Source organism: Streptomyces sp. NPDC047971, from assembly GCF_040653355.1.
Taxonomy (GTDB): Bacteria; Actinomycetota; Actinomycetes; order Streptomycetales; family Streptomycetaceae; genus Streptomyces.
This window is the reverse complement of sequence record NZ_JBEZNW010000018.1, coordinates 56,223-74,585: the sequence shown is the minus strand read 5'-3', so window position 1 is coordinate 74,585 and position 18,363 is coordinate 56,223. Positions and strand designations below refer to the sequence as shown.

Genomic DNA, 18,363 nt, shown 5'->3' with positions numbered 1-18,363 from the left:
AAGAGCGAACAGCACCAACAGGGCTCAGTCCACTGTCCGTTGAGACAGTTACCGGCACGACTACCCCTGGCTATCCTGACGGGGCCGAGCCGCCCGCCGGGCGCCGGCCGTTCCCGCGCAGGGGCCATGACGCGACGTAGCGCAGCGCCGCGACGGCCCCTCTTCGCGCGTTCCCCTCTGCATGGGAAGCCCTCCGGAAGGACCTTTGTGATGACACGCCGTACGGCCGTCGTACCTCTGCTGATCGCCGCCTTCGGGCTCGCGGGATGCGCGAACTCGGGGGACGGCGCATCCCCGGACAAGGCGGGCGGGAGCACCCGGCCCCCTGCCGCCTCGGCCTCGCCCTCGGAGAAGACCGCGGACTGGGCCGGGTACTACGACTGCCTGGCCGCGCAGGGCCTCACGCTCCAGGACACCGGGAGCGGCGAGAAGCGGGTCGACAAGGACGCCAACGAGCCCGAGGCGATCACCGAGGCGGAGGCGGCCTGCGCGAGCAAGCTGCCGGCCCAGGGCCAGGCCGACCCGGCGGCGCTCGCCGAGGCGAGGAAGATCTCCGCATGCGTACGCGGGGAAGGCGTCACGGACTACCCCGACCCCGACCCCAAGACCGGCGAGGTGGCGCTCGACGGCGCGCTGGCCGAGAAGATCAAGGGCGACCAGAAGGTGATCGAAGCCCTGAAGAAGTGCTCCCCGGCAGCCGGTGGTACGAGCGGGGGGACGGTCGTCGGTGGCTGAGGACACCTCGCCCGACTCCGGAGCCGAAGGCTCCCGGCTCTCCCGCGGCCGCCTCTGGGTCGTCGGTCTGGTCGTCGGCGCGGTGGTCCTGACCGGGGGCGGGATCGTCGCCGGGACGTTCATCAAGTCGCCGTCCCAGGTGGCGGCGGACGCCGAGCCGCCCCCTCCGGACGTCCTGATCGCCCGCGTCGAGAAGCGGGTGCTCGCCGAGACCGTCGTCCTGCGGGGCACCGTCGCGGCCGGCCAGACCGTGCAGGTCGCACCGGTCGCCTCGGGCGCCGAGGGGAGCGGCGCCCCGGTGGTCACCAAGGTCCCGGTCAGAAGCGGCGCCACCGTCCGGCAGGGCCAGGTCCTCCTGGAGATATCCGGCCGTCCCGTCTTCGTCCTGAAGGGCGGGCTGCCGGTCTACCGGGACCTCAAGCCCGGCGCGACCGGGGACGACGTGAAGCAGCTGCAGGAGGCGCTCGCCGCGCTCGGCCACGGGCGCGGCGGCGACGCCAGGGGCACCTTCGGCGAGGGGACGAAGAACGCGGTCGGGGACTTCTACGCCTCGATCGGCTACGACCCCCGGCCGGCCGTGGACGACGAGGGCGCGGCCGTGGACGGTGCCGAGGCCACGGTCACCGGCGCCGAACGGGCGGCCGAGGACGCCCGCGACGCCCTCAAGGCCAACACGGACCGGACCCAGGACAAGACCCTGCGCAAGGCGCGCGACCGGGCCGAGGCGGACCTGCTGACCGCGCGCACCGCGCTCGCCAAGGCGCGGGCCGCGGCCGGCCCGATGCTTCCGGCCGGGGAGGTCGTCTTCGTCCAGGGCTTCCCGGCCCGGGTCGCGTCCGTTCCGGCACGGCCCGGTGCGCCGGTTCAGGGCACGGTGATGACGCTGTCCTCCGGGAGGCTGGTGGCGCAAGGGCACCTCCAGGACCACCAGAAGGGCATGGTCAGAGTCGGGCAGAAGGTGAAGATCCTGGAGGAGAACTCGGGCAGGGAGATCGACGCGAAGGTCGTCGCCGTCGCCGACTCGCCCTCCCGGCAGCAGGATCCGCAGGGCGGCGCCCCGCAGGACGGCGGTGGTGGCGACGGCGACGGGAGCCAGGGCGGCGGCGGAGCCGCCGGCGCGGTCGGCTATCTCTTCACCGCCCAGCCCGCCGGCGAACTGCCCTCCGAACTGGCGGGGCAGGAGGTGCGGCTGACCATCGAGGCCGCCTCCACCGACGGCAAGGCGCTGGTCGTCCCGATCACGGCGGTCTCGGCGGGCCCCGACGGCAGGACCGTCGTCACCACCGTCGACGGGCGGGGCAGACAGGAGCGGATCGAGGTACGGACCGGCACGACCGGCGACGGCTTCGTGGAGGTCACCCCGCTCGCGGACGGCGGTCTTGAGGAGGGCGACAAGGTCGTCACCGGGATCAACCCCGGCGGCGCCGCGGGCGCGTCCGGGGCCGGCTCGTGAGCAGCCCCGGCACCGGTCCCGGCCCCGGCACCGGTCCCGGCCCCGGCACCGGTCCCGGCCCCGGCACCGGTCCCGGCCCCGGCACCGGCACCGGTCCCGGCCCTGCCTCCGTCGCCGGCCCCGCCCCCGGCACCGGTCCCGCTCCCGGCACCCCCGTCATGGAGTTCCGCCAGGTCAGCCTCACCTACCCCGGGCCACCGCCGGTCACCGCGCTCCGACCGTGCGAACTCGTCGTGGGGAAAGGCGAGTTCATCACGATCGTCGGCCCGTCCGGCTCGGGCAAGTCCACCTTCCTGAACGTCGCCGGACTGCTCGACGCGCCCACCGGCGGCAGCTATCTGCTGGACGGCATCGACACCGCGGGGCTGCGCGACGGCGACCGCACGGCGCTGCGCGGCCGCCGTATCGGCTTCGTCTTCCAGTCCTTCCATCTGCTGCCCCACCGCAGCGCGACGGAGAACGTGATGCTCTCGATGGTGTACTCGGCCGTGCCGCGCGCCGAGCGCCGGGCGCGGGCCCGTGCCTCGCTGGAACGGGTCGGCCTCGGCCACCGCGTCGACGCGCTGCCCGGACGGCTCTCGGGAGGCGAGCGCCAGCGCGTGGCCATCGCCCGGGCGCTCGCGGGGCGCCCGTCGCTGCTGCTGTGCGACGAGCCGACCGGAAACCTCGACTCGGACAACGCCGAGTCCGTCCTCGGGCTCCTCGCCGAACTGCACGCCTCGGGCATGACGATCGTGGTCATCACCCATGACGCGGAGGTGGCGGCGCGCGGCGAGCGGACCGTGACCATCCGCGACGGGGTGCTGAGCGAGCCGGCGAGGGTGGGGTGAGCCGTATGCGTCCGCGCAGATCCGCACCGCGTGTGGTCGAGCCGTCCCGGCTCGCCGCCCGGGACGTCCTGTCCGAGGCCCTCGCCGGGATGCTCCAGCGCCCGGGCCGCTCGGTCCTCACCGCGCTCGGCACCGTCCTGGGCGTGGGCACGTTCGTCGCCATCCTCGGACTGACCGCGACGACGTCCTCGCAGATCGACTCCCGGTTCGATCTGCTGACCGCCACCGAGGTCACCGTCGAGGACATCGCCCAGGAGCAGAACGAGTTCGCCGATCCCGCCTTCCCCGCCGACGCGGACGCCCGGATCGAGCGGCTCGGCGGCGTCGAGCACGCCGGGGTGTACTGGACGGTCCGGCTGAAGCCCGGCACGACGGTCCGGTCCGCGCCGGTCGGCGACGGAGCGGCCGGCGAGCAGGTCGACGTGGTGGCCGCCTCCCCGGGCGCGCTGCGAGCCGCGGTGCCGAAGCTGGCGCAGGGGCGGCTGTACGACGACTTCGCGTCGCGGAGCGGCCAGCCGGTGGTGGTGCTCGGGGCGTCCGTGGCGGCCCGGCTCGGCATCACCACGCTGGAGACGAGTCCCGCGGTCTTCATCGGCGACGAGCCGTTCACCGTCGCGGGCATCGTCGACGACGTGAAGCGCCGGGCCGACGTGCTGATGTCGGTGACGGTGCCGCGGACCACCGCGGAGAAGCTGTGGGGGCCGCCCCAGCAGGGGGACGCGAAGATGCTGATCGCGACCCGGGCCGGCGCGGCCGAGCAGATCGCGCACGAGGCGCCGGTGGCGCTGCGCCCGGACCACCCGGAGTACCTGAAGGCGATCCCGCCGCCGGATCCGAAGACGCTGCGGGCCGGCGTGACCGACGACCTCAATCAGCTCTTCCTGCTGCTGGCCGCCATCTGTCTGGTGATCGGCGCGGTCGGGATCGCCAACACCACGCTGGTGGCGGTGCTGGAGCGGACCGGGGAGATCGGCCTGCGCCGGGCACTCGGCGCCAGGGGGCGGCACATCACCGTCCAGTTCCTCACGGAATCAGGGGTTCTGGGGGCGATCGGAGGACTGGTCGGCACGGCGCTGGGCGTCTCGACGGTGATCGCCGTGGCGCTCGTACGGGACTGGACGCCGGTCGTGCACTCGGCGACGGTGGCGGCGGCGCCCGCGATCGGACTGGTCACCGGGGTGCTGGCAGGGCTCTATCCGGCGTGGCGGGCGTCGCGGATCGCACCCGCGGAGGCGCTGCGTCGCTGAACCGGAAGGCGCGCCGGTAGTCGGACGGGGAGACCCCGACCGTCCGGGTGAAGTGGCGTCGCAGATTGGCCGACGTGCCCAGGCCGCTGCGGTCGCCGACCTGCTCCACGGGCAGGTCGGTGGATTCGAGCAGGACCTGGGCACGGGCCACCCGCTGCTGGAGGAGCCACTGCAGCGGCGTGGTGCCGTACGTCTCCTGCACCCGCCGGTGGAAGGTGCGCGGGCTCATCCGGGCCCGCCGGGCGAGGTCGTCGACGGTCAACGGCGCGGCGAGGTTCTCGGTGGCCCACTGCAGGACGGGTCCCAGGCTGTCGTCGTCGCTCGGCGGCAGGGGCGCCTCGATGAACTGCGCCTGCCCGCCGGCGCGATGGGCGTGGACGACCAGGCGCCGCGCGAGCTGACCCGCGATCGTCGCGCCGAGGTCCCTGCGTACGAGGTGCAGGCACAGGTCGAGCGCGGCGGTGGCCCCCGCGCTCGTCAACACGTTCCCCTCGTCCGTGTAGAGGACGGAGTCGTCGACGATCACCGCGGGGTGCCGGGCGGCGAGCTGCCGGGCGTGCTGCCAGTGGGCGGTCGCCCTCCGGCCGTCGAGCAGTCCGGCCGCGGCGAGCGCGAAGGCGCCCGTGCACAGGGACACCATCCGCGCACCGGACGCGGCGGCCGCGCGCAGCGCCTCGACGATCTCGGCCGGCACCTCCTCGCCGTCCTCCACGACCGCGTCGGGCACGGACGGCACGATGACGGTGTCCGCGTCAACGAGTCCGTCGAGACCGTGGTCGGTCCGCACGGAGAAGACCCCGGTGTCACCCGAGTCCCCGCAGAGCCGGAGCTCGTACCAGGGGTCGGCGAGGTCGGGTTGGGGGATGCCGAAGACCGTCGCGGCGATGGAGAGTTCGTACAGCTCCCACAACGAGGTGCCGACCCGTCGGTCCGGTACGACGGCGATGGCGACGACCCCGGGGCTCATGCCGCCGACCCTACGGCAGGAATCGTGCGGGAGCCGTCGGTTCTGCCACTGTCGGCCGGATTCCGCCGCTGCGAGCGTGGAGGGCATGAACGCACGGCACATGAACAAGCAGAACGTCACCGTCATCGGCCTCGGGCAGATGGGCCGAGCCCTCGCCGAGGCCTTCCTCGCCGCGGGCCACCCCACCACCGTCTGGAACCGTACGGAGGGCAAGGCCGACGCGCTGGTCGCCCGGGGCGCCGCCCGCGCCGCCACCGTCGCCGAGGCCGTCGAGGCGAGCGGCCTCGTCGTGGTCTGCGTCCTGGACTACCCGGCCGTGGGCGAACTCCTCGCCCCGGTGGCCGCGTCGCTGCGGGGCCGGACGCTGGTCAACCTCACCAGCGGCTCCCCGGAGCAGGCCCGCGCGGAGGCGAAGTGGGCGGCGGAACACGGCATCGGCTATCTGGACGGCGGCATCATGACGACCCCGCCGGGGGTCGGCGACAGCTCCAACATGATCCTCTACGCGGGTGCGCCCGCGCTGCTCGACGAGCACCGGTCGACCCTTGAGGTGCTGGGCGACCCGGTCGACCTCGGCCCGGACGCCGGGCTCGCCTCGCTGTACGACGCCGGGCTGCTCGGGCTCATGTGGTCGGTCTTCGGCGGCTGGCTGCACGCCACGGCCCTCGTGGGCGCGGACGGGGTCGCGGCCAAGGACTTCACCGCGCTCGCGAACCGCTGGCTGAAGACCGTCTCGTGGTTCATGACGGGATACGCCGAGCAGATCGACGCGGGGGAGTACCCGGGCGCGGACGCCACGATCGACGTCCAGGTGGCGGCGATCGGGCACCTGCTGCACGCGGGGGAGGCGCGGGGCGTCGACGACCGGCTGCCCGGACTGCATCTGGAGCTGATGCGCGCCGCGGTCGACGCCGGGCACGGCGGGGACAGCTACGCCCGGATCATCGAGGTCTTCCGGGGCAAGTAGGACAAAAGCACACAGGCAAGGGAGAAGCCGTCACTCCCCCGAGGAGTGACGGCCTTTCGCGCGCTACGGGACGCGGGTGATCAGAGGATCCGCACCGCGCCGGAGGGCATGTCCCAGTCGAGGGAGCGCTCGACGACACCGGTCGACGGGTTCTGCGCACCGACGTACTTGCCGCCGCCCACGTAGATCGCCACGTGGTACGAACCGCTCCGGCTGCCCCAGTACAGGATGTCGCCCGGCTGCAGGCTGCTCAGCGAGACGGACGTGCCCATGGACGACTGCTGGTTCGAGATGCGCGGCAGGTCGACGCCGGCCTGGCGGTAGGCGGCCTGGACGAGCCCGGAGCAGTCCCAGGAGTTGGGGCCGGTGCCGCCGGAGATGTAGGCGTCGCCGACCTGGGCGCGGGCGAAGGCGACGATCGCGGCGGCGGAACCGGTGGCCACCTGCGAACCGCTGTCGTCGCTGGAGGAGGAGCCACTGTCGGAGGGCGCGGAGAGCGCGGTGCGGGCCTGGGTGCGGGAGGCGCGCTCGCGGGCCTCGGCGCGGGCCTTCTCGGCCTTCTCGGCCTCGGCCTTGCGGTCGGCCTCCGCCTTCGCCTTCTTGGCGTCCTTGGCGGCCTTCGCGATGGCGGCGTTCTCCTGGGCCTGCAGGCTCAGGTCGAGGGCCTCCTGCTGGGAGGCCTCGGCCGAGGCGGAGACGGCGCTCGCCAGGTCGATGTCGAGGGATCCGAGAGTGGGCATCTCGATGGTCTCGGTCACCGGCTCGGCATTCGCCGGCCCGGCAGCACCGGCCACCGCGATGGTGCTGAGGACGCCACCGGCAACTCCTGCCCGGAGCGCGAGCTTCGAGGCGCTGCGGCGGGGCTTCCGGTGGCTGGGTATGTGAGCGGTGTGGGACATGAGGACAACCGCTATCAGGGCTTCACGGTTCCCTTCAAGAAACGTGGGTTGCGCCACAGTTACGTTCGGAACCACATAATCCGCTTACTCCGCGCCCTTATTGACGCCGTAACGGACAATTCGGGCATGGCCTATCAGGCCCTTGATCACGGGTTTTCAGTGAAACGTCCGAATTGACCGCCGCTTACCACCTCTTCACACCGATGGCCAAGCCCCGCTTTCTTCGGGAGGGTGGCGGTGTGGTGCAGGTCACATTCGAGCTCGTGAATGCATGCACGCGTCCACTCCCGTCCGCGAGTGCCCTCGACCGGGCGACGGCCGGTTGCTTTATCACCTGTCCGAGGTCCAGTGCCAATTTGCTTGCATGGCCCACCTCTTGATAGAGCACCACCCCCTCCGACCAGCGCTTTCCGGTCCGGATGTCACAACTGGTGATCACCTGGGCGCTTCGAGTGCCAAGATCACCGCTCATCCGACTTCATGATCCTTCGTCAGGTGGTGGAGATCACAAAGTCCTTGGCGTACCCCGTGTCGCAGATCACAGAGGGGCGGGCATAGGATGCGGAGCAGTCGGGCTTGTGAACTGCCTCACATGGGGGCGATCTTCCATGGCCCGACCGTGCGGTCCAACGGTCAAGGACGACTGGAAGGAGCGAGGAGCGTGAATGCGTACGCGCCCATCCTCGTGCTCGGTGCCCTGGGTGCGGGGTTTGCGATCTTCTCCGTGGTCATGGCCACGCTAATCGGCCCAAAGCGGTACAACAGGGCAAAGCTTGAGGCGTACGAGTGCGGCATCGAGCCGACGCCGACGCCGGCCGGAGGCGGACGCTTCCCCATCAAGTACTACCTGACGGCGATGCTCTTCATCGTCTTCGACATCGAGATCGTCTTCCTCTACCCCTGGGCCGTCACCTTCGACGCCCTGGGGCTTTTCGGGCTCGTGGAGATGCTGCTCTTCGTGCTCACCGTCTTCGTCGCCTACGCCTACGTGTGGCGGCGCGGCGGCCTGGAATGGGACTGAGGGGCTGAGGGGCACCTATGGGACTCGAAGAGAAGCTGCCGAGCGGCTTTCTGCTGACGACGGTCGAACAGGCCGCGGGCTGGGTGCGCAAGGCGTCCGTCTTCCCCGCGACCTTCGGCCTCGCCTGTTGCGCCATCGAGATGATGACGACCGGCGCCGGGCGGTACGACTTGGCGCGCTTCGGCATGGAGGTCTTCCGTGGCTCACCGCGCCAGGCCGACCTGATGATCGTGGCCGGCCGCGTCAGCCAGAAGATGGCGCCCGTCCTGCGGCAGGTCTACGACCAGATGCCCAACCCCAAGTGGGTCATCTCTATGGGGGTTTGCGCTTCTTCAGGCGGAATGTTCAACAATTATGCGATTGTGCAGGGCGTTGACCACATTGTGCCGGTTGACATCTATTTGCCGGGGTGCCCGCCGCGCCCGGAGATGCTGATGGACGCGATCCTCAAGCTCCACCAGAAGATCCAGAGCTCCAAGCTCGGCGTGAACGCGGAGGAAGCGGCCCGCGAGGCGGAGGAAGCGGCGCTCAAGGCCCTGCCGACCATTGAGATGAAGGGTCTGCTCCGGTGAGCGACGAAACTCCGAACCCCGAGAAGGAGCTCTCCGAGCAGAACCTGCCCGGGCAGCGCGGGGAGCACGGCGAGGAGGTCCGCGTCCAGCGCGGCATGTTCGGCGCCAACAACGGCGGCGACACCTCCGGCTACAGCGGCCTCGTCCGCTCCGTACGGCTCCCCGGCCCGGCCACCCGGCCCTACGGCGGCTGGTTCGACGAGGTCGCCGACGAACTCGAGGGCGCCCTCGACGAGCAGGGCCTCCTGCCGGAGAACGCGATCGAGAAGACCGTCGTCGACCGCGACGAGCTGACCTTCCACATCGCCCGCGAGCACCTCGTCCGCGTCGCCCGCACCCTGCGCGACGACCCCGCCCTGCGCTTCGAGCTCTGTACGGGCGTCTCCGGCGTCCACTACCTCGGTGACAAGGGCCGCGAGCTGCACGCCGTCTACCACCTGCGCTCGCTCACCCACGGCCGGCTGATCCGCCTGGAGGTGTCCGCCCCGGACGCCGACCCGCACATCCCGTCGCTCACCGCCGTCTACCCGACCAACGACTGGCACGAGCGCGAGACGTACGACTTCTTCGGCATCGTCTTCGACGGCCACCCCGCCCTCACCCGGATCATGATGCCGGACGACTGGCAGGGCTTCCCGCAGCGCAAGGACTACCCCCTCGGTGGCATCGCCGTCGAGTACAAGGGCGCCCAGATCCCGGCTCCTGACCAGCGGAGGTCGTACAGCTGATGAGCACCGAACACGCCTCCGCACGGGAGACCACCGAAGGCACCGTCTACACCGTCACCGGTGGCGACTGGGAAGAGGTCGTCGAGTCCGCCGCCAAGGCGGACGACGAGCGGATCATCGTCAACATGGGTCCCCAGCACCCGTCCACGCACGGTGTGCTCCGGCTGATCCTGGAGATCGACGGCGAGACCGTCACCGAGGCCCGCTGCGGCATCGGCTACCTCCACACCGGCATCGAGAAGAACCTCGAGTTCCGGACCTGGACGCAGGGCACCACCTTCGTCACGCGCATGGACTACCTCACCTCGTTCTACAACGAGACGGCGTACTGCCTGGGCGTCGAGAAGCTGCTCGGCATCGAGGAGCAGATCCCGGACCGCGCCAGCGTGATCCGCGTCCTCCTCATGGAGCTCAACCGGCTCTCCTCCCACCTGGTGTGCATCGCCACCGGCGGCATGGAGCTGGGCGCGACCACGATCATGATCTACGGCTTCCGGGACCGCGAGATGATCCTGGACCTGTACGAGCTGATCACCGGACTCCGCATGAACCACGCGTTCATCCGCCCCGGCGGCCTCGCCCAGGACCTCCCGCCCGGCGCCGTCGACGCCGTGCGCGAGTTCGTGAAGACCATGAAGAAGAACCTGCCGGAGTACGACAAGCTCGCCACCGGCAACCCCATCTTCAAGGCCCGCATGCAGGACGTCGGCTACCTCGACCTCAGCGGCTGCATGGCGCTCGGCGCCACCGGCCCGATCCTGCGCTCCGCGGGCCTCCCGCACGACCTGCGCAAGACGGACCCGTACTGCGGCTACGAGAACTACGAGTTCGACATCCCGACCGCCGACACCTGCGACTCCTACGGACGCTTCCTCGTCCGCCTGGAGGAGATGCGGCAGTCGCTGCGCATCGTCGAGCAGTGCCTCGAACGGCTGGAGCCCGGCCCGGTCATGGTCGGCGACAAGAAGATCGCCTGGCCCGCGCAGCTCGCGCTCGGCCCGGACGGACTCGGCAACTCCCTCGACCACATCAAGAAGATCATGGGCACCTCCATGGAGGCCCTGATCCACCACTTCAAGCTGGTCACCGAGGGCTTCCGCGTCCCCGCCGGACAGGCGTACGCGGCCGTCGAGTCGCCCAAGGGCGAGCTCGGCGTGCACGTCGTCTCCGACGGCGGCACCCGCCCCTACCGGGTCCACTTCCGCGACCCGTCCTTCACCAACCTGCAGGCCATGGCGGCGATGTGCGAAGGCGGCCAGGTCGCCGACGTCATCGTCGCCGTCGCGTCCATCGACCCCGTGATGGGAGGCGTCGACCGATGACGGACGGACAGACCAGTCTCGGGATGCCCCAGCTCCCCGCCCCCGACTACCCGGCCGAGGTACGCGCCCGGCTGGAGGCGGACGCCAAGGAGATCATCGCCCGCTACCCGGGGTCCCGCTCCGCGCTCCTGCCGCTGCTGCACCTCGTGCAGTCGGAGGAGGGCCATGTGACCCGCACCGGCATGAAGTTCTGCGCCGAGGTCCTCGGCCTGACCACCGCCGAGGTCACCGCGGTCGCCACCTTCTACACGATGTACCGCCGCAAGCCCTCCGGCGACTACCAGGTCGGGGTCTGCACCAACACGCTCTGCGCGGTCATGGGCGGCGACGCCATCTTCGAGGAGCTGAAGGAGCACCTCGGCGTCGGCAACAACGAGACCACCGAGGACGGCAAGGTCACGCTGGAGCACATCGAGTGCAACGCGGCCTGCGACTTCGCCCCCGTCGTGATGGTCAACTGGGAGTTCTTCGACAACCAGACGCCCGACTCCGCCAAGAAGATCGTCGACGACCTGCGGGCCGGCCGCCCGGTCGAGCCGACGCGTGGCGCGCCGCTGTGCACGTACAAGGAGACCGCGCGCATCCTGGCCGGTTTCCCCGACGAGCGCGAGGGGGCCGTCGAGGCCACCGGAGGGGCCGGCCCGGCCTCGCTCGTCGGGCTGCGGCTGGCCAAGGGCGAGACCCCGCACCACAAGATCGTCCACCCGCGCGGCGAATCGGCCAGTGGGGAGGGGGAGTGATGACCTTGGCACCCGAGCTGAACAACAGCAGCCCCGAGAAGCTTCTCGCGCCGGTCCTCTCGGCGTTCTGGGACCAGCCCGAGTCCTGGACCCTGGAGACGTACAAGAGGCACGAGGGGTACGAGGGCCTGCGGAAGGCCCTCGCGATGTCGCCCGACGACCTCATCGCGTACGTCAAGGACTCCGGTCTGCGCGGGCGCGGCGGCGCCGGCTTCCCCACCGGGATGAAGTGGCAGTTCATCCCGCAGGGCGACGGCAAGCCGCACTACCTCGTCGTCAACGCCGACGAGTCGGAGCCGGGCACCTGCAAGGACATCCCGCTCCTCTTCGCCAACCCGCACTCCCTCATCGAGGGAATGATCATCGCCTGCTACGCGATCCGCTCCGAGCACGCCTTCATCTACCTGCGCGGTGAGGTCGTGCCCGTCCTGCGCCGCCTGCACGAGGCGGTGCGCGAGGCGTACGACGCCGGTCTCCTCGGCGAGAACATCCTCGGCAGCGGCCTGAACCTCGACATCACCGTGCACGCCGGCGCCGGCGCGTACATCTGCGGCGAGGAGACCGCGCTGCTCGACTCGCTCGAAGGACGGCGCGGCCAGCCCCGGCTGCGCCCGCCCTTCCCCGCGGTCGCCGGTCTCTACGCCTGCCCCACCGTGGTGAACAACGTCGAGTCCATCGCGTCCGTTCCCGCGATCCTCAACCGGGGCAAGGACTGGTTCAAGTCGATGGGCAGCGAGAAGTCCCCGGGCTTCACGCTCTACTCGCTCAGCGGCCACGTCGCCTCGCCGGGCCAGTACGAGGCCCCGCTCGGGATCACGCTGCGCCAGCTGCTCGACATGAGCGGCGGCATCCGGCCGGGCCACCGGCTGAAGTTCTGGACCCCGGGCGGCTCCTCCACCCCGATGTTCACCGACGCACACCTCGACGTCCCGCTGGACTACGAGGGCGTGGGCGCGGCCGGCTCGATGCTCGGCACGAAGGCCCTCCAGTGCTTCGACGAGACCACCTGCGTGGTCCGCGCGGTGACCCGCTGGACGGAGTTCTACGCCCACGAGTCCTGCGGCAAGTGCACGCCCTGCCGTGAAGGCACGTACTGGCTCGTGCAGCTGCTCCGCGACATCGAGGCCGGCAAGGGCGTCATGGCCGACCTCGACAAGCTCAACGACATCGCCGACAACATCAACGGCAAGTCGTTCTGCGCGCTCGGCGACGGCGCCGCCTCCCCGATCTTCTCCTCGCTGCAGTACTTCCGCGAGGAGTACGAGCAGCACATCACCGGCCGGGGCTGCCCCTTCGACCCGGCCAAGTCGACCGCCTGGGCGGACAACCACAAGGAGGTGACGGCATGACGGTCACCACGGCCGGCCCCGCGGGCGGCGGTTCCCCGGCGGTACCGCCGGAGGACATGGTCACGCTGACCATCGACGGCGCCGAGATCTCCGTCCCCAAGGGGACCCTGGTCATCCGCGCCGCCGAACAGCTCGGCATCGAGATCCCGCGCTTCTGCGACCACCCCCTCCTCGACCCGGCCGGCGCCTGCCGGCAGTGCATCGTCGAGGTCGAGGGCCAGCGCAAGCCGATGGCCTCCTGCACCATCACCTGCACCGACGGCATGGTGGTGAAGTCGCAACTGACCTCCCCGGTCGCCGAGAAGGCCCAGCACGGTGTGATGGAGCTGCTGCTCATCAACCACCCGCTGGACTGCCCCGTCTGCGACAAGGGCGGCGAGTGCCCGCTGCAGAACCAGGCGATGTCCCACGGGCAGGCCGAGTCCCGCTTCGAGGGCCACAAGCGGACCTACGAGAAGCCGGTACCGATCTCCACCCAGGTCCTGCTCGACCGCGAGCGGTGCGTGCTGTGCGCGCGCTGCACCCGGTTCTCGAACCAGGTCGCGGGCGACCCGATGATCGAGCTGGTCGAGCGCGGCGCGCTCCAGCAGGTCGGCACCGGCGAGGGCGACCCCTTCGAGTCGTACTTCTCCGGCAACACGATCCAGATCTGCCCGGTCGGCGCGCTGACCTCCGCCGCGTACCGGTTCCGCTCCCGCCCCTTCGACCTGGTGTCGTCGCCCTCGGTCTGCGAGCACTGCGCGGGCGGCTGCGCGACCCGCACCGACCACCGGCGCGGCAAGGTCATGCGACGGCTCGCCGCGGAGGACCCGGAGGTCAACGAGGAGTGGGTGTGCGACAAGGGACGGTTCGCGTTCCGGTACGCGCAGCAGCGTGACCGGCTGACGACTCCGCTGGTAAGGAACCCGGAGACGGGCGCCCTCGAACCGGCCTCCTGGCCCGAGGCGCTGGAGGCGGCGGCGCGCGGCCTGGTCCGTGGCCGTACCGGCGTCCTGGCCGGCGGGCGACTGACGGTCGAGGACTCCTACGCGTACGCCAAGTTCGCCCGGGTCGCCCTCGACACCAACGACGTCGACTTCCGGGCCCGCGTCCACTCCAGCGAGGAGGCCGACTTCCTGGCCTCGACCGTCGCCGGGCGCGGACGCGACCTGGACGGCTCGGGGGTCACGTACACCTCCCTGGAGGCCGCCCCGGCGGTGCTGCTCGTCGGCTTCGAGTCCGAGGAGGAGGCCCCGGGGGTCTTCCTGCGGCTCCGCAAGGCATGGCGCAAGCGCGGCCAGAAGACGTACGCGCTGGCCTCGCACGCGACCCGCGGCCTGGTGAAGGCGGGCGGCACGCTGCTTCCGGCGGCGCCCGGCACCGAGACCGAGTGGCTGGACGCCCTCACCTCCCGGGTCGGCCTCGACGAGGCGGGCGAGCACGCGGCCGAGGCGCTGCGGAAGGACGGAGCGGTCATCGTCGTCGGCGAGCGGCTCGCCGCCGTACCCGGCGGACCGACCGCCGCCGTGCGGACGGCGGCCGCGACCGGGGCGAAGCTGGTGTGGATCCCGCGCAGGGCCGGCGAGCGCGGCGCGCTCGAAGCGGGCGCCATCCCCACCCTGCTGCCCGGCGGCCGCCCCACGACCGACCCACGCGCGCGTGAGGAGGTCGCGGCCGCCTGGGGCGTGCGCGAACTCCCGCACGGCTACGGCCGCGACACCGGCCAGATCGTCGAGGCAGCGGCCACCGGCGAACTGGGCGCGCTGCTCGTCGGCGGCGTGGAGGTCCGCGACCTGCCCGACCCGGCACGCGCGCGTGAGGCGCTCGACGCGGCCTTCGTGGTCTCCCTGGAGCTTCGGCCCAGCGAGGTCACCGAGCGGGCGGACGTCGTCCTCCCGGTCGCCGCGGTCGCCGAGAAGTCCGGCACCTTCCTCAACTGGGAAGGCAGGGCACGGCTCTTCGAGGCCGCGCTGAAGCCCGAGCAGATGACGAGGGCGCTGTCCCCGACGGACGCCCGGGTGCTGCACATGCTGGCCGACGCCCTCGACGCGCACCTGGCCCTGCCCGATCTGCGCGCGATCCGCCGGGAGCTGGACCGCCTCGGCGGCTGGGACGGCGAGCGGGCCTCCGAGCCCGTCGAGCCCGCGCAGGGCGCGCCCCGGCCGGGTGAGGGAGAGGCGGTCCTCGCCGGACACCGGCTCCTGCTCGACCTGGGCCGCCTCCAGGAGGGCGACGCGGCCCTGGCCGGCACCCGCCACGCGGCCGTCGCCCGGCTCTCGCCCGCCACGGCCGCCGAGACCGGCGTCAAGGACGGCGACCTGCTCGCCGTCACCGGACCGGCCGGCTCGACCCGACTCCCGCTCCAGGTCACCGAGATGCCCGACCGCGTGGTCTGGCTCCCGCTGAACTCCACGGCGGGCGGTGTCCTCTCCGACACCGGTGCCCACCCGGGCGACCTGGTCCGCATCGGCGCGGCGGTTTCGACGGAGGTGCAGGCATGAACACGCTGCTCGCTGCTGAAGACCTCTCGATGTTCGGGACCGACCCCTGGTGGCTCGTCGCGATCAAGGCCGTCTTCTGCTTCGCCTTCCTGATGATCACCGTGCTGTTCTCCATCGTGTGGGAGCGCAAGGTCGTCGCCTGGATGCAGCTGCGCGTCGGACCCAACCGGCACGGCCCCTGGGGCCTCCTCCAGTCCCTCGCGGACGGCATCAAGCTGATGCTCAAGGAGGACGTCGTCGTCAAGCGCGCCGACAAGGTCGTCTACATCCTCGCGCCGATCATCGCCGCGGCCCCCGCGTTCATGGCGATCGCCGTGATCCCCTTCGGCCCGGCCGGCAACGAGGTCTCGATCTTCGGCCACCGCACCACGATGCAGCTCACCGACCTGCCGATCGCCATGCTGTACGTGCTGGCCATCGCCTCGGTCGGCATCTACGGCATCGTGCTCGCCGGCTGGTCCTCGGGCTCGACGTACCCGCTCCTCGGAGGGCTCCGCTCCTGCGCGCAGATGATCTCCTACGAGATCGCCATGGGAGCCGCCTTCGCCTCCGTCTTCCTCTACTCCGGGTCGATGTCGACCTCGGCGATCGTCGAGGCGCAGGCGGACCGCTGGTTCATCGTCCTGCTGCCGGTCTCGTTCATCATCTACGTCGTCACGATGGTCGGCGAGACCAACCGCGCCCCCTTCGACATGCCGGAGTCCGAGGGCGACCTCGTCGGCGGCTTCAACACCGAGTACTCCTCCATCAAGTTCGCGATGTTCATGCTCGCCGAGTACGTGAACATGGTGACGGTCTCGGCCGTCTCCGTGACGCTCTTCCTCGGCGGCTGGCGCGCCCCGTACCCGATCTCCACCTTCTGGGAGGGCGCGAACCACGGCTGGTGGCCGATGCTCTGGTTCGTCCTCAAGGTGCAGCTGCTGCTGTTCTTCTTCATCTGGCTCCGCGGCACCCTGCCCCGCGTCCGCTACGACCAGCTGATGAAGCTGGGCTGGAAGGTCCTCATCCCGGTCTCGGTGCTCTGGCTGATGCTGGTCGCCACCGTCCGGGCCCTGCGCAACGAGAACGTCGGCTTCCAGAACATCGTCCTGTACGTCGCGGGCGCCGTCATCGCCGTCCTGCTGCTCTCCTTCATCGCGGACATGTTCCGCGACAGAAGGGCCAAGGCCGCCGAGGTCGAGGACGAGCCCCCCTTCGATCCGATGGCCGGCGGGTTCCCCGTACCGCCCAAGCCCGGACAGTCCCTGCCGCCCGTACCCCGGCGCAGGCCCCGGCACGACCGGGACCTCGTTGTCAGTGGTGGCCCCGATACTGCTACTGCGAGTGAGGGAAAGGAGACGGACGGTGTCTGATTTCCAGAATCCGGTGGCCGGCTTCGGCGTGACCTTCAAGGCCATGTTCAAGAAGCGGCTCACCGAGCAGTACCCGGAACAGCAGAAGACGACCGCTCCGCGCTTCCACGGCCGGCACCAGCTCAACCGTCACCCCGACGGCCTGGAGAAGTGCGTCGGCTGCGAACTCTGCGCCTGGGCCTGTCCTGCGGACGCCATCTACGTGGAGGGCGCGGACAACACCGACGAGGAGCGCTACTCCCCGGGCGAGCGGTACGGCGTCGTCTACCAGATCAACTACGCCCGCTGCATCCTGTGCGGACTGTGCATCGAGGCATGCCCCACGCGGGCGCTGACGATGACCAACGAGTTCGAACTGGCCGACTCCTCCCGCGAGAACCTGATCTACACCAAGGAGCAGCTCCTCGCGGGCCTGGAGGAGGGCATGGTCGACTCGCCGCACGCCATCTACCCGGGCATGGACGAGCAGGACTACTACCGGGGCCTGGTCACCGAGGCCGCGCCGGGCACGGTCCGTCAGGTGGCCACCGCCAAGGGGGAGAAGGGCGACCCGGAAGAGGTGGACGCATGAGCACCACCCTTGCCGCCTACACGACGTCGAGCGGCGAAGCGTTCCAGTTCTGGGTCCTCGGCACCGTCGCCGTCATCGGCGCCCTGTGCACGGTCCTGATGAAGAAGGCCATGCACAGCGCGCTCTGCCTGGCCGGCACGATGATCATCCTGGCGGTCTTCTACCTCGCCAACGGCGCCTACTTCCTCGGCATCGTCCAGATCGTCGTCTACACCGGCGCGATCATGATGCTGTTCCTCTTCATCGTCATGCTGGTCGGTGTCACGGCCGCGGACTCCTTGAAGGAGACCATCAAGGGGCAGCGTTGGTGGGCCGCGGCCTGCGGCCTCGGCTTCGGCATCCTGCTGATCGCCGGCATCGGCCAGGCGTCCCTGACCGAGTTCAACGGACTCGGCGCGGCCAACGGCGCGTACGGCGGAAACGTCGAGGGCCTCGCCGCCCTCATCTTCACCAAGTACGTCTTCGCCTTCGAGATCACCGGCGCCCTGCTCATCACCGCCGCCGTCGGCGCGATGGTCCTCACCCACCGGGAGCGCACCGAACGGGCCCGCACCCAGCGGGAGCTGTCCGAGCAGCGCGTGCGCGAGGGCAAGCACGTGCCGCCGCTGCCCGCGCCGGGTGTCTACGCCCGGCACAACGCGGTGGACATCGCGGGCCTGCTGCCCGACGGCACGCCCGCCGAGCTGACCGTGATGCAGACGCTGCGCAAGCGCGGTCAGATCCGCGACGTGTCCACCGAGGCGCTGGCCGACCTCAAGGCGCTGGAGCAGCGCTCCGAGGAGCGGCTCGGCCGGGACCGGGACGAAGAGGAGGCCTCGCGGTGAACCCCGTCAACTATCTCTATCTCGCCGCCCTGTTGTTCACCATCGGCGCGGCCGGGGTGCTGATCCGGCGCAACGCGATCGTCGTCTTCATGTGCGTGGAGCTGATGCTCAACGCCTGCAACCTCGCGTTCGTCGCCTTCTCCCGCATGCACGGCAACCTCGACGGCCAGATCATCGCCTTCTTCACGATGGTCGTCGCCGCCGCGGAGGTCGTGGTCGGGCTCGCGATCATCGTGTCGCTGTTCCGTTCCCGCCACTCGGCCTCGGTCGACGACGCCAGCCTGATGAAGCTGTGAGGGGCTGAAT

18 protein-coding genes are annotated in these 18,363 nt (G+C 70.8%); 16 read left to right on the top strand and 2 right to left on the bottom strand.

All coding sequences use genetic code 11. The annotated features are described in order from the left end of the window. The first annotated feature begins 210 nt into the window (after window positions 1–210). From AB0D99_RS18845 to AB0D99_RS18830, 4 genes are all read left to right on the top strand, one after another. Window positions 211–735 carry a hypothetical protein gene (locus tag AB0D99_RS18845; protein ID WP_362362797.1) on the top strand — a complete coding sequence of 175 codons (525 nt, stop codon included), beginning with the start codon at window positions 211–213 and terminating at the stop codon, window positions 733–735. Further along, on the top strand, window positions 728–2,188 hold the full coding sequence (locus tag AB0D99_RS18840; protein WP_362362794.1) for a peptidoglycan-binding protein: 1,461 nt from the start codon (window positions 728–730) through the stop codon (window positions 2,186–2,188). The genes AB0D99_RS18845 and AB0D99_RS18840 overlap by 8 nt, the downstream gene beginning before the upstream one ends. Window positions 2,189–2,346: 158 nt before the next feature. Beyond that, window positions 2,347–3,018: an ABC transporter ATP-binding protein gene (locus tag AB0D99_RS18835; protein ID WP_362363000.1), complete on the top strand. Its 672-nt coding sequence runs from the start codon at window positions 2,347–2,349 to the stop codon at window positions 3,016–3,018. Window positions 3,019–3,023: 5 nt separating this feature from the next. After that, a complete protein-coding gene (locus AB0D99_RS18830; RefSeq protein WP_362362791.1) occupies window positions 3,024–4,265 on the top strand; it encodes an ABC transporter permease in 1,242 nt (413 codons plus the stop codon). On the opposite strand, the gene AB0D99_RS18825 is transcribed toward AB0D99_RS18830, so the two are convergent. Continuing rightward, window positions 4,189–5,232 carry a helix-turn-helix domain-containing protein gene (locus AB0D99_RS18825; protein ID WP_362362788.1) on the bottom strand — a complete coding sequence of 348 codons (1,044 nt, stop codon included), beginning with the start codon at window positions 5,230–5,232 and terminating at the stop codon, window positions 4,189–4,191. The two genes, AB0D99_RS18830 and AB0D99_RS18825, sit on opposite strands and share 77 nt — an antisense overlap. Before the next feature lie 85 nt (window positions 5,233–5,317). Here AB0D99_RS18825 and AB0D99_RS18820 point away from each other — a divergent pair, with 85 nt between their 5' ends. Next, entirely contained in the window at window positions 5,318–6,199 is an 882-nt protein-coding gene (locus tag AB0D99_RS18820) for an NAD(P)-binding domain-containing protein (RefSeq protein WP_362362785.1), read from the top strand. 80 nt (window positions 6,200–6,279) lie between these two features. On the opposite strand, the gene AB0D99_RS18815 is transcribed toward AB0D99_RS18820, so the two are convergent. Then, window positions 6,280–7,098 (bottom strand): C40 family peptidase, encoded by an 819-nt coding sequence (locus AB0D99_RS18815; protein ID WP_362362782.1) that lies wholly within the window; start codon window positions 7,096–7,098, stop codon window positions 6,280–6,282. A 661-nt stretch (window positions 7,099–7,759) separates the two neighbouring features. On the opposite strand from AB0D99_RS18815, the gene AB0D99_RS18810 reads away from it, so the two are divergent. The 11 genes from AB0D99_RS18810 to nuoK are packed head-to-tail and all read left to right on the top strand — an operon-like array spanning window position 7,760 to window position 18,353. Then, complete coding sequence (locus AB0D99_RS18810; protein ID WP_030494815.1) at window positions 7,760–8,119, top strand: NADH-quinone oxidoreductase subunit A; 360 nt, start codon at window positions 7,760–7,762, stop codon at window positions 8,117–8,119. Between the two features lie 17 nt (window positions 8,120–8,136). Then, on the top strand, window positions 8,137–8,691 hold the full coding sequence (locus AB0D99_RS18805; protein WP_007383964.1) for an NADH-quinone oxidoreductase subunit B: 555 nt from the start codon (window positions 8,137–8,139) through the stop codon (window positions 8,689–8,691). Then, window positions 8,688–9,419, top strand: a complete 732-nt coding sequence (locus tag AB0D99_RS18800) for an NADH-quinone oxidoreductase subunit C (RefSeq protein WP_362362779.1) — start codon at window positions 8,688–8,690, stop codon at window positions 9,417–9,419. The genes AB0D99_RS18805 and AB0D99_RS18800 overlap by 4 nt, the downstream gene beginning before the upstream one ends. Next, window positions 9,419–10,741 carry an NADH-quinone oxidoreductase subunit D gene (locus AB0D99_RS18795; protein WP_362362776.1) on the top strand — a complete coding sequence of 441 codons (1,323 nt, stop codon included), beginning with the start codon at window positions 9,419–9,421 and terminating at the stop codon, window positions 10,739–10,741. Before AB0D99_RS18800 ends, AB0D99_RS18795 begins: the two co-directional genes overlap by 1 nt. Next, window positions 10,738–11,481 (top strand): NADH-quinone oxidoreductase subunit NuoE, encoded by a 744-nt coding sequence (gene nuoE / locus AB0D99_RS18790; protein WP_362362773.1) that lies wholly within the window; start codon window positions 10,738–10,740, stop codon window positions 11,479–11,481. The genes AB0D99_RS18795 and nuoE overlap by 4 nt, the downstream gene beginning before the upstream one ends. Continuing rightward, on the top strand, window positions 11,481–12,830 hold the full coding sequence (gene nuoF / locus AB0D99_RS18785) for an NADH-quinone oxidoreductase subunit NuoF (RefSeq protein WP_362362770.1): 1,350 nt from the start codon (window positions 11,481–11,483) through the stop codon (window positions 12,828–12,830). Before nuoE ends, nuoF begins: the two co-directional genes overlap by 1 nt. Then, the gene (locus tag AB0D99_RS18780) at window positions 12,827–15,310 is read left to right on the top strand and encodes an NADH-quinone oxidoreductase subunit G (RefSeq protein WP_362362767.1); all 2,484 of its coding nucleotides are present in this window, start codon (window positions 12,827–12,829) and stop codon (window positions 15,308–15,310) included. The genes nuoF and AB0D99_RS18780 overlap by 4 nt, the downstream gene beginning before the upstream one ends. After that, the gene (gene nuoH, locus AB0D99_RS18775; RefSeq protein WP_362362764.1) at window positions 15,307–16,662 is read left to right on the top strand and encodes an NADH-quinone oxidoreductase subunit NuoH; all 1,356 of its coding nucleotides are present in this window, start codon (window positions 15,307–15,309) and stop codon (window positions 16,660–16,662) included. The genes AB0D99_RS18780 and nuoH overlap by 4 nt, the downstream gene beginning before the upstream one ends. Beyond that, window positions 16,655–17,233, top strand: coding sequence for an NADH-quinone oxidoreductase subunit NuoI (gene nuoI, locus AB0D99_RS18770; protein ID WP_362362761.1), 579 nt, complete (start codon window positions 16,655–16,657; stop codon window positions 17,231–17,233). The genes nuoH and nuoI overlap by 8 nt, the downstream gene beginning before the upstream one ends. Then, window positions 17,230–18,057 (top strand): NADH-quinone oxidoreductase subunit J, encoded by an 828-nt coding sequence (locus tag AB0D99_RS18765; protein WP_362362758.1) that lies wholly within the window; start codon window positions 17,230–17,232, stop codon window positions 18,055–18,057. The genes nuoI and AB0D99_RS18765 overlap by 4 nt, the downstream gene beginning before the upstream one ends. Further along, the gene (gene nuoK, locus AB0D99_RS18760; RefSeq protein ID WP_069927518.1) at window positions 18,054–18,353 is read left to right on the top strand and encodes an NADH-quinone oxidoreductase subunit NuoK; all 300 of its coding nucleotides are present in this window, start codon (window positions 18,054–18,056) and stop codon (window positions 18,351–18,353) included. Before AB0D99_RS18765 ends, nuoK begins: the two co-directional genes overlap by 4 nt. Window positions 18,354–18,363 lie beyond the last annotated feature (10 nt).